The 18,518-nt window shown below is 64.0% G+C and carries 21 protein-coding genes and 1 riboswitch; of the genes, 18 read left to right on the forward strand and 3 right to left on the reverse strand.

Annotation, left to right across the window (positions count from 1 at the left end; genetic code table 11):
- Nucleotides 1–2: 2 nt before the first annotated feature.
- A complete protein-coding gene (locus ISS97_RS03875) occupies nucleotides 3–1,226 on the reverse strand; it encodes a sensor histidine kinase (RefSeq protein WP_379986335.1) in 1,224 nt (407 codons plus the stop codon).
- 210 nt (nucleotides 1,227–1,436) lie between these two features.
- Between ISS97_RS03875 and ISS97_RS03880 the strand changes: the two genes are divergently transcribed.
- From ISS97_RS03880 to ISS97_RS03900, 5 genes are read left to right on the forward strand one after another with little or no spacing between them, the layout of a single operon-like run.
- Nucleotides 1,437–2,057 (forward strand): GNAT family N-acetyltransferase, encoded by a 621-nt coding sequence (locus ISS97_RS03880; protein ID WP_379986334.1) that lies wholly within the window; start codon nucleotides 1,437–1,439, stop codon nucleotides 2,055–2,057.
- A gap of 8 nt (nucleotides 2,058–2,065) precedes the next feature.
- A complete protein-coding gene (minC, locus tag ISS97_RS03885; RefSeq protein ID WP_379986332.1) occupies nucleotides 2,066–2,842 on the forward strand; it encodes a septum site-determining protein MinC in 777 nt (258 codons plus the stop codon).
- 53 nt (nucleotides 2,843–2,895) lie between these two features.
- Nucleotides 2,896–3,711, forward strand: a complete 816-nt coding sequence (gene minD, locus ISS97_RS03890) for a septum site-determining protein MinD (protein ID WP_379986330.1) — start codon at nucleotides 2,896–2,898, stop codon at nucleotides 3,709–3,711.
- A 5-nt stretch (nucleotides 3,712–3,716) separates the two neighbouring features.
- Nucleotides 3,717–4,001, forward strand: a complete 285-nt coding sequence (gene minE, locus ISS97_RS03895; protein ID WP_090454417.1) for a cell division topological specificity factor MinE — start codon at nucleotides 3,717–3,719, stop codon at nucleotides 3,999–4,001.
- A gap of 42 nt (nucleotides 4,002–4,043) precedes the next feature.
- Nucleotides 4,044–4,547, forward strand: a complete 504-nt coding sequence (locus ISS97_RS03900; RefSeq protein ID WP_379986328.1) for a hypothetical protein — start codon at nucleotides 4,044–4,046, stop codon at nucleotides 4,545–4,547.
- Between the two features lie 22 nt (nucleotides 4,548–4,569).
- On the opposite strand, the gene ISS97_RS03905 is transcribed toward ISS97_RS03900, so the two are convergent.
- Nucleotides 4,570–5,838, reverse strand: coding sequence for a multidrug effflux MFS transporter (locus ISS97_RS03905; protein WP_379986326.1), 1,269 nt, complete (start codon nucleotides 5,836–5,838; stop codon nucleotides 4,570–4,572).
- Between the two features lie 98 nt (nucleotides 5,839–5,936).
- Nucleotides 5,937–6,018, forward strand: a riboswitch (Fluoride riboswitch).
- 72 nt (nucleotides 6,019–6,090) lie between these two features.
- Between ISS97_RS03905 and crcB the strand changes: the two genes are divergently transcribed.
- The 13 genes from crcB to ISS97_RS03970 all read left to right on the forward strand — a co-directional run bounded on the left by crcB (nucleotide 6,091) and on the right by ISS97_RS03970 (nucleotide 17,596).
- Nucleotides 6,091–6,477, forward strand: a complete 387-nt coding sequence (gene crcB / locus ISS97_RS03910) for a fluoride efflux transporter CrcB (RefSeq protein WP_379986325.1) — start codon at nucleotides 6,091–6,093, stop codon at nucleotides 6,475–6,477.
- A 13-nt stretch (nucleotides 6,478–6,490) separates the two neighbouring features.
- Complete coding sequence (locus tag ISS97_RS03915) at nucleotides 6,491–6,829, forward strand: DUF190 domain-containing protein (protein WP_379986323.1); 339 nt, start codon at nucleotides 6,491–6,493, stop codon at nucleotides 6,827–6,829.
- A 26-nt stretch (nucleotides 6,830–6,855) separates the two neighbouring features.
- Nucleotides 6,856–7,974 carry a cyclopropane fatty acyl phospholipid synthase gene (gene cfa / locus ISS97_RS03920; RefSeq protein ID WP_379986322.1) on the forward strand — a complete coding sequence of 373 codons (1,119 nt, stop codon included), beginning with the start codon at nucleotides 6,856–6,858 and terminating at the stop codon, nucleotides 7,972–7,974.
- A gap of 65 nt (nucleotides 7,975–8,039) precedes the next feature.
- A complete protein-coding gene (locus ISS97_RS03925) occupies nucleotides 8,040–9,089 on the forward strand; it encodes a proline iminopeptidase-family hydrolase (protein ID WP_379986320.1) in 1,050 nt (349 codons plus the stop codon).
- Between the two features lie 36 nt (nucleotides 9,090–9,125).
- Nucleotides 9,126–9,995 carry a TraB/GumN family protein gene (locus tag ISS97_RS03930; RefSeq protein WP_379986318.1) on the forward strand — a complete coding sequence of 290 codons (870 nt, stop codon included), beginning with the start codon at nucleotides 9,126–9,128 and terminating at the stop codon, nucleotides 9,993–9,995.
- Nucleotides 9,996–10,512: 517 nt separating this feature from the next.
- Nucleotides 10,513–12,753: a DNA topoisomerase IV subunit A gene (gene parC / locus ISS97_RS03935; protein ID WP_379986317.1), complete on the forward strand. Its 2,241-nt coding sequence runs from the start codon at nucleotides 10,513–10,515 to the stop codon at nucleotides 12,751–12,753.
- A gap of 150 nt (nucleotides 12,754–12,903) precedes the next feature.
- Complete coding sequence (locus ISS97_RS03940; RefSeq protein WP_379986315.1) at nucleotides 12,904–13,194, forward strand: biotin--protein ligase; 291 nt, start codon at nucleotides 12,904–12,906, stop codon at nucleotides 13,192–13,194.
- Nucleotides 13,191–13,967, forward strand: a complete 777-nt coding sequence (locus tag ISS97_RS03945; protein WP_379986313.1) for a lipoate--protein ligase family protein — start codon at nucleotides 13,191–13,193, stop codon at nucleotides 13,965–13,967. The genes ISS97_RS03940 and ISS97_RS03945 overlap by 4 nt, the downstream gene beginning before the upstream one ends.
- Before the next feature lie 87 nt (nucleotides 13,968–14,054).
- Nucleotides 14,055–14,561, forward strand: a complete 507-nt coding sequence (locus tag ISS97_RS03950; RefSeq protein ID WP_379986311.1) for a hypothetical protein — start codon at nucleotides 14,055–14,057, stop codon at nucleotides 14,559–14,561.
- A gap of 147 nt (nucleotides 14,562–14,708) precedes the next feature.
- A complete protein-coding gene (locus ISS97_RS03955) occupies nucleotides 14,709–15,548 on the forward strand; it encodes an alpha/beta hydrolase (RefSeq protein ID WP_379986310.1) in 840 nt (279 codons plus the stop codon).
- A 9-nt stretch (nucleotides 15,549–15,557) separates the two neighbouring features.
- Entirely contained in the window at nucleotides 15,558–15,923 is a 366-nt protein-coding gene (locus ISS97_RS03960) for an EamA family transporter (RefSeq protein ID WP_379986308.1), read from the forward strand.
- A 34-nt stretch (nucleotides 15,924–15,957) separates the two neighbouring features.
- A complete protein-coding gene (locus ISS97_RS03965; protein WP_379986306.1) occupies nucleotides 15,958–16,389 on the forward strand; it encodes a DMT family transporter in 432 nt (143 codons plus the stop codon).
- Between the two features lie 4 nt (nucleotides 16,390–16,393).
- Entirely contained in the window at nucleotides 16,394–17,596 is a 1,203-nt protein-coding gene (locus ISS97_RS03970; protein WP_379986304.1) for a DegT/DnrJ/EryC1/StrS family aminotransferase, read from the forward strand.
- Between the two features lie 52 nt (nucleotides 17,597–17,648).
- Here the strand turns inward: ISS97_RS03970 and ISS97_RS03975 are convergent, their stop codons facing one another.
- Nucleotides 17,649–18,491 (reverse strand): transporter, encoded by an 843-nt coding sequence (locus ISS97_RS03975; RefSeq protein ID WP_379986303.1) that lies wholly within the window; start codon nucleotides 18,489–18,491, stop codon nucleotides 17,649–17,651.
- Between the last annotated feature and the right edge of the window lie 27 nt (nucleotides 18,492–18,518).

Consider the following 18,518-nt stretch of genomic DNA (forward strand, 5'->3'; position numbering starts at 1 on the left):
AGTCACGACACGCTCAGCGCGGGAGGCTCGAAGCGCGACGGCGCGTGCGCCAATGCCGTCTCCTCGCCCAAGGGCAGGCTCACGTTGAGTGCGAACCCCTGTCCCGATGCCGTATCCACGCTCACCGTACCGCCGAACTCGGCCAGTCGCTCACGCATACCCGACAGACCGTTGCCCGGCTTGAACTGGTCGGCGCCACGCCCGTCGTCGCGCGCCTGCAACTGAAGTACGCCGACCTCATCGTAGGCGAAGGTCAGCCACAGGTTGCGCGCACCTGCGTGGCGTGCCGTATTGGTGATGATCTCCTGCGCGCATCGCAGCAGCACCTGGGCGCGGCGCGGATCCTCCACGCTGAAGCGAGGCGGTGTCGCTACCTGCACATTGAGGCCAGGCACGCCCTCGATCAGGCTGCGCAGGGCCTGCGTCAGGTCGATCGCGTCATCCTGGCGCAGCTCACTGACCACCTCGCGCACATCCGACAACAGATGCTTGGCGGTGGCCTGCGCCTTGCGCACATGGTCCGCTGCCGCCGGATTGCTGAGATGGCTGGCGACCTCCAGATTCAGGCTGAGCGCCGTGAGATGGTGGCCGATGAGGTCATGCAGGTCGCGCGCAATACGCATGCGCTCGGCGATGCGGGTGGATTCGGCAAGCAGGGCACGGGTGGCGCGCAACTCGGAGTTGAGCCGCCGCTGCACCTCGCGCTCCTCGGCCTGCTGGCTCGCGATCATCGAAGCGACGAAGCCTACCGCCGAGAAACCCATATAGATGCTGGCCTGCAACAGCGCCAGCAGCAGGCTGTAGTGCAGCTCAGGGAAGGTGGAGAAGATCACCGCCAGCCCCAGGTTCTGCAGCACGATCCAGATCACCCCCAGCCAGAATGGCACCAGCCAGGGCAGCACCACCGACGACACCACCATCAGGATCGCCGACAGGCCGCTATGGCTGTACCAGCCCACGGCCAGTGCCGATGCCGTGATCAGGGCCAACCCCACCAGACGCGCTCCAAGGTTGCGCCGGGAGCCCAGATTGCTGGTCAGCAGCAGATACAGCACGCCGAACAGCAGATAGAACAGCGTCCAGAGCAGCAACGCAAAATTGGGACGATGCAACTGGTCCAGGCGCTCCACCGCCCAGTTGGTGATCAAGGGCGTACCCGAACACAGGTACGCAAAGAACCCGGTGAGCCGCAGCAGCCGGATGTGGTTGAAATTGGACCATCGCATGAACGGCATCATAGGCCCCCGCCACCGTGGTGCAATGCGTGAGAAGTCATTGCCCTACCCCTGCCGAAAGCCATGCCACTTGGCGCTTTACAAAGCTTTTACATGGTGCGCCGTGTGATGTGCGCGCCTCGGGCACATGTCATAATGCGTTCCATAACGCGGGGCCGTCAGTCGGTCTTATTCCTTCGAAACACTACTGCGGAGCAACGAATGGCCCTTGCCATCCGCGACGTGCGCGAGCACGACCTGGATGCCGTACTGGCGCTCAACAACGCCGCCGGCCGCACCATCCTCGCCCTGGACGCCGCGCAACTGCGCTACTTCTACGAGCACGCCGACTACTTCCGCGTCGCCGAGATCGACGGTCACCTCGCCGGTTTCCTGATCGCCATGCGCGAAGGCAGCAATTACGAAAGCCCCAACTACTGCTGGTTCAGCACGCACTATCCGCAGTTCGTCTATATCGACCGCATCGTGATCGCGAATGCCTATCGCCGCCATGGCCTGGGCCGCATCTTCTATTGCGACGTGAACAGCTATGCCGAAGTGCGCGTGCCGTTGCTCACCTGCGAAGTGTTCCTGGAGCCGCGCGACGACGTGGTGGTGCTGTTCCACGGCACCTACGGTTTCCAGGAAGTCGGCCAGCAACGCATGGGCGAAAGCGGTCCGCAGGTGAGCCTGCTGGCCAAGGATCTGCCCAGCTACGCCTATGTGCGCGAAACCTACCTCGACCACGGCGGCCTGCCCGACGTGCCGTGGCTGGCCGAGCGTCCACGCCCCTTCAATGATGACTCCCCCCAGCGCCGTCTCGCCGGAGAACGGCACTCGTGAATGCCCGAATGGATACTACTGATGCCTGCGACCTGCGCTTCGGCCAGGTCGGAATTGCCTGCGTGCGCGTGCGCCGTGTCGACGCCGCCGCGCTGGCCGAAGAACTCGAGCGTCGCGTCCGCGCCGCGCCGCAACTGTTTTCCCGCGCCGCCGTGGTGCTGGACCTGAGCCACCTGCTCAACCTGCCTGACGACGGCACGGTCGACGCCCTGCTGGAAGCGATCCGCAGCGCCGGCATGCTGCCGGTGGGCCTGGCCTACGGCACCAGCGAGACCGAGGCGCTGTCGCGCCGCATGGGTCTGCCGCTGATCGCCAAGTTCCGCGCCGCCTATGAACCCGCGGACGGCGGCAGCATCGCACCGCCCGCAGCAGCGCCTACTCCGGCTGCCGAACCCGCCAAGCGTGCGGAGCCGGTCGTGCGCGAGCCGGTGCTTGCCGACAGCGCGCCCGGCAACCTGCTCGGCGCGCAGTATCACGACGGCACCGTACGCTCCGGCCAGCAGATCTACGCACGCGACCGCGACCTGGTGATCACCGGCGCCGTGGCCAATGGAGCCGAAGTGATCGCCGACGGCAGCATCCATATCTACGGTGGCCTGCGCGGTCGCGCCATGGCCGGTGCGCAGGGCGATACCAAGGCGCGTATTTACGTGTCCGACTTTCGCGCGGAGCTGGTGGCCATCGCTGGCCACTACCGCGTGTTTGAACAAATTCCAAAGGACCTTGAGGGCCAGTCTGTGCAATGCTGGCTCGAAGGTGAGAAATTGCTTATTGCCAAGCTCTGATTTTTCAGAGCTCTGAACGACCACTACTACAAGAACTATGCGGAGATGAGCCCTTGACTGCTGAGATCATCGTTGTCACCTCGGGCAAAGGTGGCGTGGGCAAAACCACCACCAGCGCTTCCCTCGCCACTGGCCTGGCCATGGCCGGCAAGAAAGTCGCCGTGATCGACTTCGACGTGGGCCTGCGCAACCTCGACCTGATCATGGGTTGCGAGCGCCGCGTGGTGTACGACTTCGTCAACGTCGTGCACGGCGAAGCTACGCTGAAGCAGGCGCTGATCAAGGACAAGCGCTATGAAACCCTGTACGTGCTGGCCGCCAGCCAGACCCGCGACAAGGACGCGCTGACCCAGGAAGGCGTGGAGAAGGTGCTCGACGGCCTGTCCGAAGAGGGCTTCGACTACGTGGTGTGCGACTCGCCCGCCGGTATCGAGAAGGGCGCGCATCTGGCGATGTATTTCGCCGACCACGCCGTGGTGGTGGTCAACCCGGAGGTCTCCTCCGTGCGCGACTCCGACCGCATCCTTGGCTTGCTCGCCAGCAAGACCCGTCGCGCCGAGCGCGGCGATGGCGCGATCAAGCAGCACTTGCTGCTGACCCGCTACAACCCGGCACGCGTCGCCGTGGGCGAGATGCTCAGCGTGAAGGACGTGGAAGACATCCTTGGCATCAATGTGGTCGGCGTGATTCCGGAATCGGAAAACGTGCTAGCCGCGTCCAACTCCGGCGTGCCGGTGATCCTCGACGAGAATTCCTTCGCCGGCCAGGCCTACAGCGACACCGTAGCCCGTATCCTCGGTGAAGAACGTGCCCTGCGCTTCCTTGATGTGCAGAAAAAGGGCTTCTTCCAGCGCGTATTCGGAGGTTGATCGCGATGGGTATTCTTGATTTCCTGAAGCGCAGGCCGGAACCCACCGCCACGGTCGCCAAGGAACGCCTGCGCATCATCGTGGCGCAGGAACGCTCCACCCGCGGTGCACCAGACTACCTGCCGCTGTTGCGCAACGAGTTGCTCGAAGTGATCAAGAAATACGTCCACGTCGACCTCGATGCCATCAGCATCAATCTCGAGCGCGACAGCGGTCACGAAGTGCTGGAGCTCTCGGTCGCGCTGCCGGAGGGCAACAAGCCCGGCTCGGCGGCGCCCGCCACCAGCTGACACCAACGGCGGGCCCCAGGCCCGCCGTCCGTTTCTTTACCGATGCAAGTAACGCATTCCGATATCCCGCACGTCACGCGGCTGGCCGATATCGACGAAAACGCTGCGCGCACCCTGCTCACCCGTTATGGCCTGAGCCTGCAGCGCGTGCCCGATGGCCAACCGATTCCTGGCAGTTTCTGGGGCGACGAAGAAGCCGGCATCATCGGCAGCACGGTGTACGCGCGCGGTGATACGCCAGTGCACTCCCTGCTGCACGAAGCCGGCCACCTGATCGTGCTGCCGCCGGAGCGCCGCGCGAAGGTGCACACCGACGCCACCGACTCCATCGACGAAGAAGACGCCACCTGCTATCTGCAGATCGTGCTGGCCGACGAACTGCCCGGCATCGGCCGAGAACGCCTGATGGCTGACATGGATGCCTGGGGCTATTCCTTCCGCCTCGGCTCCACCCGCGCATGGTTCGATGAGGACGCTGAGAACGCTCGGCACTGGCTCATCGCGCGACAATTGCTGGACGAACAAGGCCGACCGGTCTTCGCTTGAACTTACCAGCGCTTTCACCGGACTAGCGCGGCTCGGCCAACTCCGTCTCGAACGCTTCTTCCACCCCTGGCACCTCGCGTTCACGTGTCAGCGGGCGCAGCGTGGTGCGCTGATACCAACGCCATGCCAGCCAGCCGATCACCGTCAGCGTCGTCGCGCCCAGCGCCAGATAAAGCATGCGGCTCGACAGCAACGGCGACAGCACGCCGGCCACGACACTGCACAACATCAGGCTGCAGAAAGCCTGCACGGATGAAGCGCCGCCACGCTGATGCGGAAAGCGATCCAGCAACAGCAGCGTCAAGGTCGGGAACGCCAACTGCACGCCCACGCCGTGCAACACCAGCGGCAGCATCGACCAGGGCAACATCGGCTGCGGCAAGAGCAGCGCCAGCAGCAAATGCAATGCGCAGGCCGAGAGCAGCGAGGCGTAACCCAGGTTCACCGTGAAAGCCACGCTGCGCCGGCTGGCCAGGCGGCCCGACAGCCAGGCCCCCACCACCAACCCGATCACCACCGGCATGAACAGCCAGGGAAATCCCTGCGCGGACAAATGCAGCAACTCGCGGACGATGTGCGGCGCCGAGGAGATGTACAGGAACAGCCCCGCGAAATTCACGGAGACAGAAATCAGCAACGGCCAGAACGGCCGATCGCGGCCAAAGCTCACATAGCCCGCCATCAGACTGCGCGGCGCGAACACCGTGCGCTGCGCAGGTGGGTGGGTTTCATCGAGAAACAGGATCAGCGCACCGCCAAGCATCAGGGTGAAGCCCATCAGCACCCAGAAGATGCCGTGCCAGCCATCCAGAAACAGCAGCTGCGCACCCATCATTGGCGCGATCACCGGCGCGATGCTGAAGATCATCATCACGCGCGACATCATCTGCTGGGCCGCCGCGCCCTCCAGACTGTCGCGCACGATCGCGCGCCCTACCACCAGGCCGGCACCGGCGCAGGCACCCTGCAGGGCACGGCAAGCAAGCAGCATGGTGTAGGACGTGGACAAAGCCGCACCCGCCGACGCCAACGCATAGACCAGGATGCCGGTAACGATCACCGGCTTGCGGCCGATCGCATCCGAAATGGCACCGTGGAACAGGCTCATCACCGCATAGGTCAGCAGATATACGCTGATCATCTGCTGCAATTCGGCGCTGCCCAGGTGGAAGTCGCTGCCGATCAGCGGGAACGCGGGAAACACCGCGTCGATCGAGAACGGACCGATCATCGACAGGCCGGCGAGCAGCCAGGGCAAGCTGCGCCGCACGGGGCGGAAAGAGGACGTCATGGCGGGGCAACGGCGCAGCGCGGAGCCGCGAGTATAGAGCGCTTCCGTACCGGTTCTCTGTGCCAGTTGGCGTGCCCGCACCCGCTTCGGCTAGCATGCCCCGGCAGGGAGATGGCATGCCTCCCGTTTCCGGTACCGCCGGGAACAAACCACCTTCGGGTTGATGATGCCTGCACCGCCGGCTTCGCCGGGGCGCAGGCACGTGCCTGTTTCCCACGGGGCCCGGATCACCCCTGAAAGGAGACTTTGCTCGTGGGCTATACCGGATTCCTGGTCGTCGGCATCGGCGGCGCGCTCGGCTGCTGGCTGCGCTGGCTGCTCGGCGTGCTGCTCAACCCCCTGTTCCCAACCGTGCCCCTTGGCACACTCGCCGCCAACCTGCTCGGCGGCTTTCTGATGGGTGGGGTGCTGGGCGTGTTCGATCATTTCCAGACCCTGCCACCGGAATGGCGCCTGTTCGTCGCTACCGGCTTTCTTGGCGGCCTCACCACGTTCTCTACCTTCTCGGCCGAATCGACCACCTTGCTTCTGCGCCAGCAGTACCTGTGGTTCGCCGGCCATGTGACCTTGCATCTGGCCGGCTCCATCGCCATGACGGTAGCCGGCATCGCGATCACCCGCGTCCTGCTGCGCAGTTGAACAAGGAAACGCCATGACCCAGGACACCATCCAACAGGGCCGTTTGCTGAGCTTCTACTGCCACCTGCGCGCCCGGCACGACGGCATGCTGGTCTCCGAATGGCTGCTGGAACATGCCAGGAAGCACGGCATCAGCGGAGGCTCGGTCTTCCGCGCCATCGCCGGCTATGGCAGGCACGGGGTGCTGCATGAAGAGCAGTTCTTCGAGCTCGCCGACGACTTGCCGGTCAAGGTGGAATTCCTGCTCAGCGAGGCCCAGGCCGCGCAACTGGTGGACGCCGTGCGCGCTGCCGGCGTCGACGCGGTCTATGCATCCGCGCCGGCAAGCTTTGAGGTGCTCGGTAAACGCTAAATCGTTGCAAACCATAAGAGGTACGCATGAGTCGGGATTCACTGAAGCAACGCGCCACTGGCCTGCTTGAACTCGCCGGCATCCATATCGACGGCGACGCCCCCACCGATCTGCGCGTGCACGACGATCGCCTTTACGCCCGCGTTTTCGCCCACGGCTCGCTCGGCCTCGGCGAGGCCTACATGGATGGCTGGTGGGACGCTGACGACCTGCCCGGCCTGTTCACCCGCCTGCTGTCGTCGCATATCGACCAGGAACTGAAAACCCTGGATACCTTGCTGGTCCATCTCAAGGCCCGCTTCGTCAATCTGCAGCGCGGCGAGCACGCCTTCGAGATCGGCCGCGTGCATTACGACCTCGGCAATGATCTGTTCCAGGCCATGCTCGGCAAGCGGCTGGTCTATTCCTGCGGCTATTGGGCGGAAGCCAGCCACCTCGATGACGCGCAAGTCGCCAAGCTCGACCTGATCTGCCGTAAGTTGCGCCTGCAACCGGGGCAGCGCGTGCTGGACATCGGCTGCGGCTGGGGTGAAGCACTCAAATTTGCCGCCGAGCGCTATGGCATCGAAGGCGTGGGCGTCACCGTCTCGCAGGAACAGGCCGAGTTCGCGCGAGAGCTCTGTGCAGGCCTGCCCATCGATATCCGCCTGCAGGACTATCGCGAGCTGGACGAACCGTTCGATGCGATCTTCTCCATCGGCATGTTCGAACACGTCGGCGCACTCAACTATCGCCGCTATTTCGAAGTGGCGCGCCGCTGCCTCAAGGACGATGGCCTGTTCGTGTTGCACAGTATCGGCAGCAACAGCACACCCTCGCGGCCGGATCCGTGGATTGAGAAATACATCTTCCCCAACTCGATGATCCCTTCGGCGCAGCAGGTGGCCGAGGCACTGCAGGATCTGTTCGTAGTCGAGGACTGGCACAACTTCGGCGCGGATTACGACCGTACTCTGACCGCCTGGCGCGCCAACTTCGACGCAGGCTGGCCGGCTCTCTCGGAGAGCTACGACAACCGTTTCCAGCGCATGTGGCATTTCTATCTCGGTGTATCTGCCGCGGTGTTCCGCAGCCGTCGCGACCAGCTATGGCAAATCACGCTGAGTCCGCACGGCGTACCCGGCGGTTACCGCGTACCGCGCTGACCCTGGCTTGCCGCCGCGGGGCTTGCGCGGGATAGTGCGGCACGGACTTATTCAAGGGGATCGCGATGAAACGCCAGTTCGCCGTGCTGTTCGCCACCGTGGGTCTCTGCCTGGCGTTGTCCACTAATGCAGACAACGCCACTCGTGGTCCCAACCCAAGCTACTACGACAACCACGGCCGCGACGACGTGCTCAGCGGCGGCGTAAAGCTGATCGATATCGATACGCCCAAAGGCAAGTTCCGCGTCTGGACCAAGCGCGTCGGCAACAACCCCAAGCTCAAGCTGCTATTGCTGCATGGCGGTCCCGGCGCCACCCATGAGTACTTCGAAGCCTTCGACAGTTATCTACCCGCCGACGGTATCGAGTACTACTACTACGACCAGCTCGGCTCGGCCTACAGCGACCAGCCCAAGGACGAATCACTCTGGACCACCCCGCGCTTTGTGGAGGAGGTGGAGCAAGTGCGGCAGGCGCTGCATCTGGACAAGGACAACTTCTGCCTGCTGGGCCACTCCTGGGGCGGCATCCTCGCCATGGAGTACGCACTGAAATACCAGCAGCACCTCAAGTGCCTGGTGATCTCCAACATGGTCGACTCGATTCCGGCCTACAACAAGTACGCGCATAAAGTGCTGATGCCGGCGATGGACCCCAAGCTGCTCGCCGAAGTGCAGCAGCTGGAGGCCAGCGGACACACCAGCGACCCGCGCTACATGCAGATCCTCACACCCATGCACTACGAGAAACACGTGCTGCGCATGCCGCAGGCGCAGTGGCCCGATCCGGTGCAGCGTGCTTTCGGCCATATCAACGAGCAGGTCTATACCCTGATGCAGGGCCCGAGCGAACTCGGCGCCAGCGGCCGCCTGGAACACTGGGACCGCAGCAAGGACCTGCATCGCATCACCGTACCCACCCTGGTTATCGGCGCGCAGTACGACACCATGGACCCGGCCTATATGGCGGGCATGGCCAAAAAATTGCCGCAGGGCCGTTTCCTGCTCTGCCCCAAAGGCAGCCACATGGCGATGTACGATGACCAGCGCACGTACTTCGACGGCCTCACCCGCTTCCTGCTCGATGTTGAGGCAGGAAATGCCGCCGCCCACTGATCCCATCCCAGCACCACTCGCCCAGGGAGTTTTGCGTTGAAGCTGTTCCGCCGTATCTGCGCGCTGTTCGCGCTAAGCCTGCTGCTGGCCGCACCGGTCACCGCACGCCCCGGCCTGTGGGTCGCCAAGAACGAACACGCCACGGTTTATCTGTTCGGTACCGTCCACCTGCTGCCCAGCGATACCAACTGGTCGTCACCCGAACTGGACAAGGCCCTCGACGCCAGCGAGCGCCTCAGCGTCGAGCTGATCGACGACGACCCCGCCAACATGCAGACGCTGGTCTTCAAATACGGCCTGGACATAGCCCACCCGCTCTCCGACAAACTCACCCTGCGCGACCGCGGCCGCCTCGAGCGTGCCGCAACTGCCGCCAACCTTCCCGGCGGCGTCGCCACCCTGCAGCCCATGCGCCCCTGGCTGGCCGCCATCACCCTGGCCGTGACCCCGCTGGTACAGGCCGGCATGGACCCCAACCTCGGCGTCGACAAACTGCTGCGCACGCGCATGCAAAAAGCCGGCAAACCCGTCGACGGCCTCGAAACCGCCGAACAACAACTACGCATGCTCGCCGACATGCCCGAAACCATGCAGATCGATTTCCTGCGCCAGACCTTCAACGACATCGCCGAAGGCCCCGCCAAACTGCGCGACCTCATCGACGCCTGGCGCAACGGCGACACCGACACCATCGCCCACATCGAAGACGAAGACCTGCGCCAGGCCAGCCCGGAGCTCTATCAGCGCATGATCGTCAAGCGGAACAAGGCCTGGGCGAAAACCATCGCCGAACGCATGCAACAACCCGGCGTGAGTTTCGTTGCGGTGGGTGCCGGTCACCTGGCTGGACCAGATAGCGTGCAGAAGCAACTGGAACAGCTAGGCATTAGCGTGCAGCGGCAGTAGACCCCAAACGCAAAAGCTCTTTAGATTTCGCTGCAAAACGGCGCAGACCATTGCCCCCCACCGTTGACCTCCTCGCATCTGTGCAGCGATGAAGGCAGGACATCGCCCCCTATCCCCGACGTCTGACACTGGAAAGGCCGCAGCTATAGAGCACACCGCTTGCTCTCAGGCCATTTCTCTTTGGTTACTTTCTCTTTGGGCCAGCAAAGAGAAAGTGACTCGGACCGCGGCAGCGGTTCGAAAGCCCGCGGCAGGCGAACCAGGGCGCGTAGACGCGACAATCAAGCGACAGCGCCCTGGATTCCGGCCTACGCCGGAATGACGAAGTAGAAACGGTGAACCGAGCGCCGCCCCTCGCCCCCATCTTCCCCCGAAGGGAGAGAGCGCAGCGAAGCGATCCGCCGCAATAGCCCGCCACCAACACTAGCCAGCAAAAGCAAGCTGTCCCCAATCGCCCCGATCTGGCAACATCGACCAGCTAACGCGCCACCCGCGCGCACTTCCCCGACGTAACCGCATGAATCTGCAAGCCAATTACGAACAGATCCCGCTCAAGGAATACGCCGAGCGCGCCTACCTCGATTATTCGATGTATGTGGTCCTGGACCGCGCCCTGCCCTTCGTCGGCGACGGCCTCAAACCGGTACAGCGCCGCATCATCTACGCGATGAGCGAACTGAGCCTGGCCTCCACCGCCAAGCCCAAGAAATCCGCACGCACCATCGGCGATGTGATCGGTAAGTTCCATCCGCACGGCGACAGCTCGTGTTACGAGGCGATGGTGCTGATGGCGCAGCCGTTCTCGTACCGCTACCCGCTGGTCGACGGCCAGGGCAACTTCGGCTCGCCGGACGACCCGAAGAGCTTCGCCGCGATGCGCTACACCGAATCCAAGCTCAGCCCCATCGCCGAAGCGCTGCTGGGAGAGCTGGCCCACGGCACGGTGGATTGGGTACCGAACTTCGACGGCACGCTTGAAGAACCCAGCTGGCTGCCGGCGCGCGTGCCGCACGTACTGTTGAATGGCTCGATGGGTATCGCCGTCGGCATGGCTACCGACATTCCGCCGCACAATCTGCGCGAAGTGACCAGCGCCTGCATCCGCCTGCTCGACGATCCGGATGCCACCGTCGCTGATCTGTGCGAGCACATTCTCGGTCCGGACTACCCGACCGAGGCGGAGATCATCACCCCGCGCAACGAATTGCTCACGCTCTACAAGACGGGCGTCGGTTCGTTGCGCGCCCGCGCGGTGTATCAGCGGGAAGACGGCAATACCGTCATCACCGCGCTGCCGCATCAGGTCAGCCCATCCAAGATCCTCGAGCAGATCGCCGCGCAGATGCGCGCGAAGAAGCTGCCGATGATCGAAGACCTGCGCGACGAGTCCGATCACGAGAACCCGATCCGCCTGGTCATCGTGCCGCGCTCCAACCGCATCGATGCCGACGAGATGATGCAGCACCTGTTCGCCACCACCGATCTTGAGAAGAGCTTCCGCGTCAATCTCAACATGATCGGCCTGGATGGCCGTCCGCAGGTGAAGGACCTCAAGCGCATCCTTACCGAGTGGCTGAGCTTCCGCATCACCACGGTCACGCGCCGCCTGGAACACCGACTGGCCAAGGTCGAGCGCCGCCTGCACCTGTTGGAAGGTTTGCGCATCGCCTACCTCAACCTCGACGAGGTGATCCGCATCGTCCGTACCGAGGACGAGCCCAAGCCGGTGCTGATGGCGCGCTTCAAGCTGAGCGAAGAGCAGACCGACTACATCCTCGAAACCAAGCTGCGCCAGCTGGCCCGCCTCGAGGAAATGAAGATCAATGCCGAGCGCGATCAGTTGGAAGAAGAGCGCGCGCGCATCAATGTCCTGCTGAAATCGCCGGCCAAGCTGAAAGGCCTGATCAAGGAAGAACTGCGCGCCGACGCCGCCAAGTACGGCGACGACCGCCGCTCGCCGCTGGTGCAGCGCGATGCTGCGCAGGCGCTGGACGAAAGCGCTCTGGTCGCCAGCGAGCCGGTCACCGTCGTGCTCAGCCAGAAGGGCTGGATCCGCGCGGCCAAGGGCCACGACATCGATGCCGACGGCCTGAACTATCGCGAGGGCGACAGCCTGCTCGCCGCCGTGAAGGCGCGCACTACGCAGCAAGTCGCGGTGATCGACTCCACTGGCCGCAGTTATTCGACGCCGGCCCATACACTGCCTTCCGCGCGCGGCAACGGCGAGCCGCTCACCGGCCGCTTCAGCCCACCGGCGGGCGCCAGCTTCGATGCGGTGACTGCGGGCGACAATGACACGCGCCTGATTCTCGCCACGGATTTCGGTTACGGCTTCGTCACCCGTTTCGAAGCGCTCACCGGCCGCAACAAGGCTGGCAAGCAGATCATCAGCCTGACCGATGGTGCCAAGGTGCTGGCGCCGCAGATCAGTGCCGATCCGGCGCGCGACCGCATCGTGGTGGTCACCACCGAAGGTCACCTGCTGATGTTCTCGGTGGCCGAGTTGCCTGAGCTCGACAAGGGCAAGGGCAACAAGCTGATCGAGATTCCCAAGGCCAAGCTCAGCTCCGGCGACGAGCGCGTCGCAGGCGTGGCCGTGGTGACCGAAGGCAAGGGCGAGGTCACGCTTTACGCGGGGCAGCGCAAGCTCACGCTGCGCTGGTCCGACCTGGTGGAATTCGGTGGCAATCGCGCCACACGCGGTGGCGTGCTGCCACGCGGCCTGCGCCGCGTGGAGCGGATCGAAACCACCGGCTAAGCGAGCCTCGCCGCTGGCGATGGACGGCGTCCCGGCCCAGCCGGGACGCCGTTTTCGTTTGAGCCCTGCAAAAACACCCCGCCAAAACGCGCCAGGGGTTACCCTCTGCCCTCTCTCTCCCGAACGCGGCGAAAGCCGGGCGAGGTGCGCATGCATGGCGAATACAAAATGCCCGGCGGCAAGCTGGTGGTGATCGATCTGGAAATCCACGCCGGCCACTTGCAACAGGTGCAGCTCAGCGGCGATTTCTTCCTGGAACCGGACAGCGCGCTGCACACCATCAATGCCGCGCTCGAAGGCCAGCCCGCTACCGCCAACGAAGCAACGCTAGCCAACGCCATCCAGGCTTCGCTGACCGCCGACGTGCTGATGTACGGCATCTCTCCCGAGGCCATCGCCGTGGCGGTACGTCGCGCCCTGCACGACGGAGCGGATGCATGAGCCGCAGCGCATGGAGCGACCACACCTGGCAGCTCATCCATACCGCGCCGCAATCGCCCGCCTTGCACATGGCGCTGGACGAAGTGCTGACCGACGAAGTCGCCGCCGGCCACCGCATGCCGACGCTGCGCGTATGGGAATGGGCGGCACCTGCGGTAGTGATCGGCCGTTTCCAATCGCTGCGCAACGAAGTGGACAGCATGGCGGCGCGGCGCCATGGCATTGACGTGGTACGCCGCATCAGCGGTGGCGGCGCCATGTTCATCGAGCCGGGCAACACCATCACTTATTCGATCTATGCGCCGTTGAGCCTGGTCGAAGACCTGCCCTTCCAGGAGGCCTACGCCCTGATGGACGCCTGGGTCATCGAAGCCCTGGCTGATCTTGGCATTCGTGCATGGTACCAGCCGCTCAACGACATCACTTCGGAGGCGGGCAAGATCGCTGGCGCCGCACAGGCACGCCGTGGCAGCGCGGTCTTGCATCACGTCACCATGGCGTACGACATCGATGCGGCCAAGATGCTGGAAGTGTTGCGCATCGGTCGCGAAAAACTTTCCGACAAGGGCACAGCTAGTGCGGCCAAACGCGTCGATCCCCTGCGTAGCCAGACGGGACTGCCGCGCGAAGCGGTGATCGCGCGCATGATCGAAACCTTTCGCAGCCGGCACGGCTTGCACCTTGACCTGATCCGAGCAAATGAGATGGAACATGCCGAGGCTTTGGTAAAGCGCAAATTCGCCCATCACGCCTGGACCGCCGAAGTCCCCTAGGGGGAACTTAGCGCTGCCAGCCGACATCGAAGCTGATGTGCACGCCAGCCCCGGTCATTCGTTATCGGAGGCGTCCCCGGAGTCCGTATGAACACCAAGCCCCTTCTCGTCACGCTCGCCCTGGGCTTGCTGATGACCACCGCCCAGGCACAAAACACTGCGCCGTTGAACCTCAAGTTGCCGCCCGGCAGCGTGCCGGCATCGAGCAGCAGTGCCGCTGCCGCCAGCGACAGCAAGGGCGATGAAACACCGCAAGCCGGCGACACCCAGACCAAAACCAACTCCCCTAAAAACACGGCGGCCTCCAGCAACCCGCAGCCGCCTCGCCCCGCTCCGGGAGTCTATTACGGCGACACCAGCGGCCGCACCTCGGCCAGCGACGAGGCCGATGCACGGCCGCGCTGCGACGACGCGACCTATAACCAGCCCCAGGTCCATGGCAGCGTCGGCATGGGCGTGGTGACCGGCAATCATTGGGGTTCGGGCACCTACAACTCCGGCGCCGTGAACATCACCCAGCGCACCGGCAGCTGCGACCATCCCACCGGAGGTATCGGTCTTTCCATCGGCGTCAGTCGCTTCAACGGGCGGTGAGGGCGTTCCGGCGCTAGTCGCAAGCGCAAGCGCTAGCGCTCTATCTATCGAAAGTTCTTAGAAAGAGTGGCCCGGCAGACTGCCGCCCATGTTGATAAGCCACCCTGCCCTCCTGCGGCCTGCCGCCGCCCCGCTGAGTTTCCGCCCGTGATCCAGAATGTCGAATTCCGCTTCGAGGGCGGCCGCAGCGGTGTGCTGCTGATTCACGGTCTCACCGGCACGCCGGCCGAGATGCGCCTGGTCGGCAAGGGCCTGAACCGCGCTGGTTTCAGTGTGTATGGCATGCAGCTGGCTGGCCACTGCGGCGACGTCGATGACCTGCTCGCTACCGACTGGCTCGACTGGTACGCCAGCGTCGAAGCCGCCGCCGAGCAATACCGCAAGGAAGTCGACCACCTGTTTGTGGCCGGCCTGTCGATGGGTGCCGTGCTTGCGCTCAAGCTAGCCGCCGATCATCCGGACTGGGTGAAGGGCGTGGGCGTGTACGGCGCCACCTTCCGCTACGACGGCTGGGCAACCCCGTGGTACGGCAAGTTCTCGTTCCTGCTGCCACTGGCGAGCAAGCTGGGCATCGGCAAGAAGTGGATGGTGCACGAAGCCGAACCCTACGGCCTGCGCGACGAGCGCATTCGCGCGCAGATCAGTTCGCTGATGCTGGGTGGCGACAGCGCGGCCGCCGGCCTGCCGGGCAACCCTTGGCCGTCGCTGGCTGAGATGTACAAGATGGCGGCGGCGGTGCGGCGCGATCTGCCCAAGGTGACCGCACCCTGCCTGGTTGCGCATGCCACTGAAGATGACATTGCAAGCCTCGACAATGCACGCTTGGTCGAGCGCTCGGTGTCGGGCCCGGTGGAGATGCTGCTGCTCGAAGACAGCTATCACATGATCACCATCGATCGTGAGCGCCGCACGCTGATCGACCGCTCCGCCGAGTTCTTCGGCAAAGTCGCCGATACTTACGAACCCGTCGCGCGCGCCGCGGCCTGAGGAGTTTTCATGACTCCGCTGGCTGTCTTTTTGTGGCTGCTCAACGTCACGCTCGATACCGTCGGCCAGCTTGCCTTCAAAGCCGCCGCCGGTGACCCCGCCGCGGGTGACGGCCTGGCGCGCTGGCGCTATATGGCGTCGCGCCCGTGGTTGTGGGTCGGCCTGATTTCCTACGTCGCCGAGTTCCTGGTGTGGATCGCCTTCCTGTCGCTGGTCGACCTGTCGGAAGGCGTGCTACTCGGCTCGATCAATATCGTGGTGATCATGATCGCGGGGCGCATTCTGTTCCGCGAAAAACTCACCCCGCTGCGCGTCACCGGCATCCTGCTGGTCACGGCCGGCGTATGCATCGTGGGGGTGGCTAGTGGAGGCTGATCGTTCGAAGCCCGCGCGTATGGGGCCTGATCGTATGAAGCGTTTTTACTTCTTCGGCTTCCTGATCCTGGTGGCGTTCGACACCGTGGTGCAGCTGAGCTTCAAATACGCCGGCAACCATGCCTTTCCGCCAGAAGCGAACTGGGCGTGGATCGTGCGCGTGTTCGGCCATCCGTGGATCTATCTCGCGGTGATCGGCTACATCGGCAACTTCTTCACCTGGATGACGCTGCTCAAGCATGCGCCGATCGGCCCGGCTTTCGCGGTGACGCATCTGGAAGTGGTCAGCGTGATGCTCTTCTCGATCTGGCTGTTCAACGAGCCACTGACCTGGCCGCGTGTGCTCGGCGCACTGGTGATCGTCGCCGGTATCGTCTGCCTGGCGCTCGCCGAAAGCGGAGCGCATCCTGAGAACGACGCGCCCACCGAAGCGAAGGGCGCGCTGGGCGTCGCCGCGGGAGACTGAGCGCATGCGCCGCGAGCTGCCGCCTACTGCCGGTCTGCCGCTGCGCTTTCGCGATCTGCTGCCGGGCGGCGCGTCATTCGCCAAGCGTATGGCGTCGTGGCTCGGTGTGGAACAGGTGCAACTGGAATGCTCCGGCACCGCCGCGATGGTGGTGGCGCTGACCGCCATGCACCGGCTGCAGCCGGATCGCCACGAAGTGATCGTGCCCGCCTGGACCTGCCCGCTGGTGGCGTGGGCAATCCATCGCGCAGGCCTCAAGCCACGGCTTTGCGATCTCACGCCAAATCATTTCGACATGGACGCCACGCAGCTTGCCGCACTCTGTGGCAACGACACGCTGGCCATCGTGCCCACGCATCTTGCCGGCCGCGTGGCGGATGTGCAGCTTGCCGTCGATCTGGCCCATGGTTGCGGCGCTTATGTACTGGAAGACGCCGCCCAGGCATTGGGCGCGCAGCAGAGCGGCCATACCGTCGGCCTGCTCGGCGACGCCGGCTTCTTCAGCCTGGCGGTAGGCAAGGGGCTGACCCTTTATGAAGGCGGCGTACTAATCGCGCGTGATGCGGTGCTGCGCGACGCCTTTGTACGCAGCCGCGAGGAAGTCATTCGTCCCAGTTGGCGCATGGGCCTGCAGCGGGCGTTGGAGCTGATCGGTTACACCGCGGTCTATCGCCCATCACTGCTTGCACTCGCCTATGGAGACCCGCTGCGCAAAGCGCTGGCGGAAGGTGACCCGGTCGCGGCTGTCGGCGATGATTTCGGGCCGGATATTCCGCTGCATCCATTGGGCCGCTGGCGCCAGGCCGTTGGCGTTCGCGCGCTTGCTCGTTTGCCGGCCTTCATCGATACCACGCGGCAACAAGCCGTACGACGCATCGCGCGACTGCGCGAGTTACCGGGTATCACCGTGTTCGGAGATGCCGAAAACACGCAGGGCGTCTGGCCTTTCCTGCTACTCACCTTGCCAACCGAGGCCAAGCGTGATGCCGCATTGCAAACGTTGTGGACAGCCGGCTTAGGTGTCAGCCGCCTCTTCATTCACGCCCTGCCCGACTACGGCTATCTGCGCGATGTCGTGCCGGATACCGACCTGCCCCATGCGCGCGACTTTGCCGCGCGCTCGCTCACCATCACCAATAGCCCATGGTTGCGTGACGACGAATTTGATCGGATCACTCAGGCGTTGATGCGCGCGCTGACACACTGATGGCGCCCACATGGCGTCGACCGCCATGGAGCGCCATCGAAACTGCCGCGACTCAGAACGAATAGACCACCGAGGCGCCTACGCCCCAGTCCGGGCTTCCATCGCTGAAGCCTTTGCTGACATAAGCCTGGGCCTTCCACGCACTGGCGAACTTGTACGAGTAGTAACCCGTCAGCTCGCTGCGTGAAGCGCCGGCGCTGGAGGCCTTCTCGCGATAGTCGTAGTAGGCGCCGATGCTGCTCTGCTGATTCAGCTTGTAGCTCGCGCCCACATTGGCGCCGAACACATTGTTGAGCCGGATGTACTGCGAACTGCCGAGCCACGTGTAGCTCACGCCGCCAAACACCGTCCAGGCGCCAAAACCCTTGTACAGATCCACTGCCGCTGTGTAGTCGTTCTTGCCGGTGCCGAGCCCCTTGTCGGCATCGGCCGTGCCGAACTTCACTTTGCCGGTGAGATCAATACCGAAGTTGGCTGCCTTGTTGCTGTAAGCCTCGTAAGTGGCCGCGGCAATCACATCGCCCAGGCCCGAAGCCGAGCCATTGCTCGTGGTGGGTGTCGGAGTCGGAGTCGGCGCAACGGCAACCGCTTGCTTCTTGCCCTTGCCACGGCCCTTCGGGTTGCCGTTATTGACCGTACCGACGCCCGGAATCACATCGCTGGGACCGGTAACGTGGATATACGGCACCGTCAGCTTGAACGACCAGTCACCCGTGTCGTAGCCCAGCGTAAAAGGCACCTGGGTGATATCGGTGGTGGTCGACGTACCGTACTTGCCGGAGGTGTAGTCGACACCCGCGCCAACCTTGACAGTGGCGTCATCGGCATGGGCGTGCTGGGCCATCATGCCCAGCACGCCGAGGGCACAAAGCGTGCTCGCGTTCTTCAAATTCATTTGGAATTCCCTTGGGACAGCAACGCG

This window comes from Dyella koreensis, assembly GCF_044904565.1.
GTDB classification, from domain to species: domain Bacteria; phylum Pseudomonadota; class Gammaproteobacteria; order Xanthomonadales; family Rhodanobacteraceae; genus Dyella_D; species Dyella_D koreensis.

Excerpts from the sequence above, each read along its gene's own strand:
- ISS97_RS03875 (WP_379986335.1), bottom strand. The coding sequence starts at position 1,226 with ATGCGATGGTCCAATTTCAACCACATCCGGCTGCTGCGGCTCACCGGG.
- ISS97_RS03950 (WP_379986311.1), top strand. The coding sequence starts at position 14,055 with ATGAACACCAAGCCCCTTCTCGTCACGCTCGCCCTGGGCTTGCTGATG.
- ISS97_RS03900 (WP_379986328.1), top strand. The coding sequence starts at position 4,044 with ATGCAAGTAACGCATTCCGATATCCCGCACGTCACGCGGCTGGCCGAT.
- minE (WP_090454417.1), top strand. The coding sequence starts at position 3,717 with ATGGGTATTCTTGATTTCCTGAAGCGCAGGCCGGAACCCACCGCCACG.
- ISS97_RS03945 (WP_379986313.1), top strand. The coding sequence starts at position 13,191 with ATGAGCCGCAGCGCATGGAGCGACCACACCTGGCAGCTCATCCATACC.
- cfa (WP_379986322.1), top strand. The coding sequence starts at position 6,856 with ATGAGTCGGGATTCACTGAAGCAACGCGCCACTGGCCTGCTTGAACTC.
- ISS97_RS03880 (WP_379986334.1), top strand. The coding sequence starts at position 1,437 with ATGGCCCTTGCCATCCGCGACGTGCGCGAGCACGACCTGGATGCCGTA.
- ISS97_RS03915 (WP_379986323.1), top strand. The coding sequence starts at position 6,491 with ATGACCCAGGACACCATCCAACAGGGCCGTTTGCTGAGCTTCTACTGC.
- ISS97_RS03940 (WP_379986315.1), top strand. The coding sequence starts at position 12,904 with ATGCATGGCGAATACAAAATGCCCGGCGGCAAGCTGGTGGTGATCGAT.
- ISS97_RS03905 (WP_379986326.1), bottom strand. The coding sequence starts at position 5,838 with ATGACGTCCTCTTTCCGCCCCGTGCGGCGCAGCTTGCCCTGGCTGCTC.
- parC (WP_379986317.1), top strand. The coding sequence starts at position 10,513 with ATGAATCTGCAAGCCAATTACGAACAGATCCCGCTCAAGGAATACGCC.
- ISS97_RS03970 (WP_379986304.1), top strand. The coding sequence starts at position 16,394 with ATGCGCCGCGAGCTGCCGCCTACTGCCGGTCTGCCGCTGCGCTTTCGC.
- ISS97_RS03965 (WP_379986306.1), top strand. The coding sequence starts at position 15,958 with ATGAAGCGTTTTTACTTCTTCGGCTTCCTGATCCTGGTGGCGTTCGAC.
- ISS97_RS03960 (WP_379986308.1), top strand. The coding sequence starts at position 15,558 with ATGACTCCGCTGGCTGTCTTTTTGTGGCTGCTCAACGTCACGCTCGAT.
- ISS97_RS03925 (WP_379986320.1), top strand. The coding sequence starts at position 8,040 with ATGAAACGCCAGTTCGCCGTGCTGTTCGCCACCGTGGGTCTCTGCCTG.
- ISS97_RS03975 (WP_379986303.1), bottom strand. The coding sequence starts at position 18,491 with ATGAATTTGAAGAACGCGAGCACGCTTTGTGCCCTCGGCGTGCTGGGC.
- minC (WP_379986332.1), top strand. The coding sequence starts at position 2,066 with ATGGATACTACTGATGCCTGCGACCTGCGCTTCGGCCAGGTCGGAATT.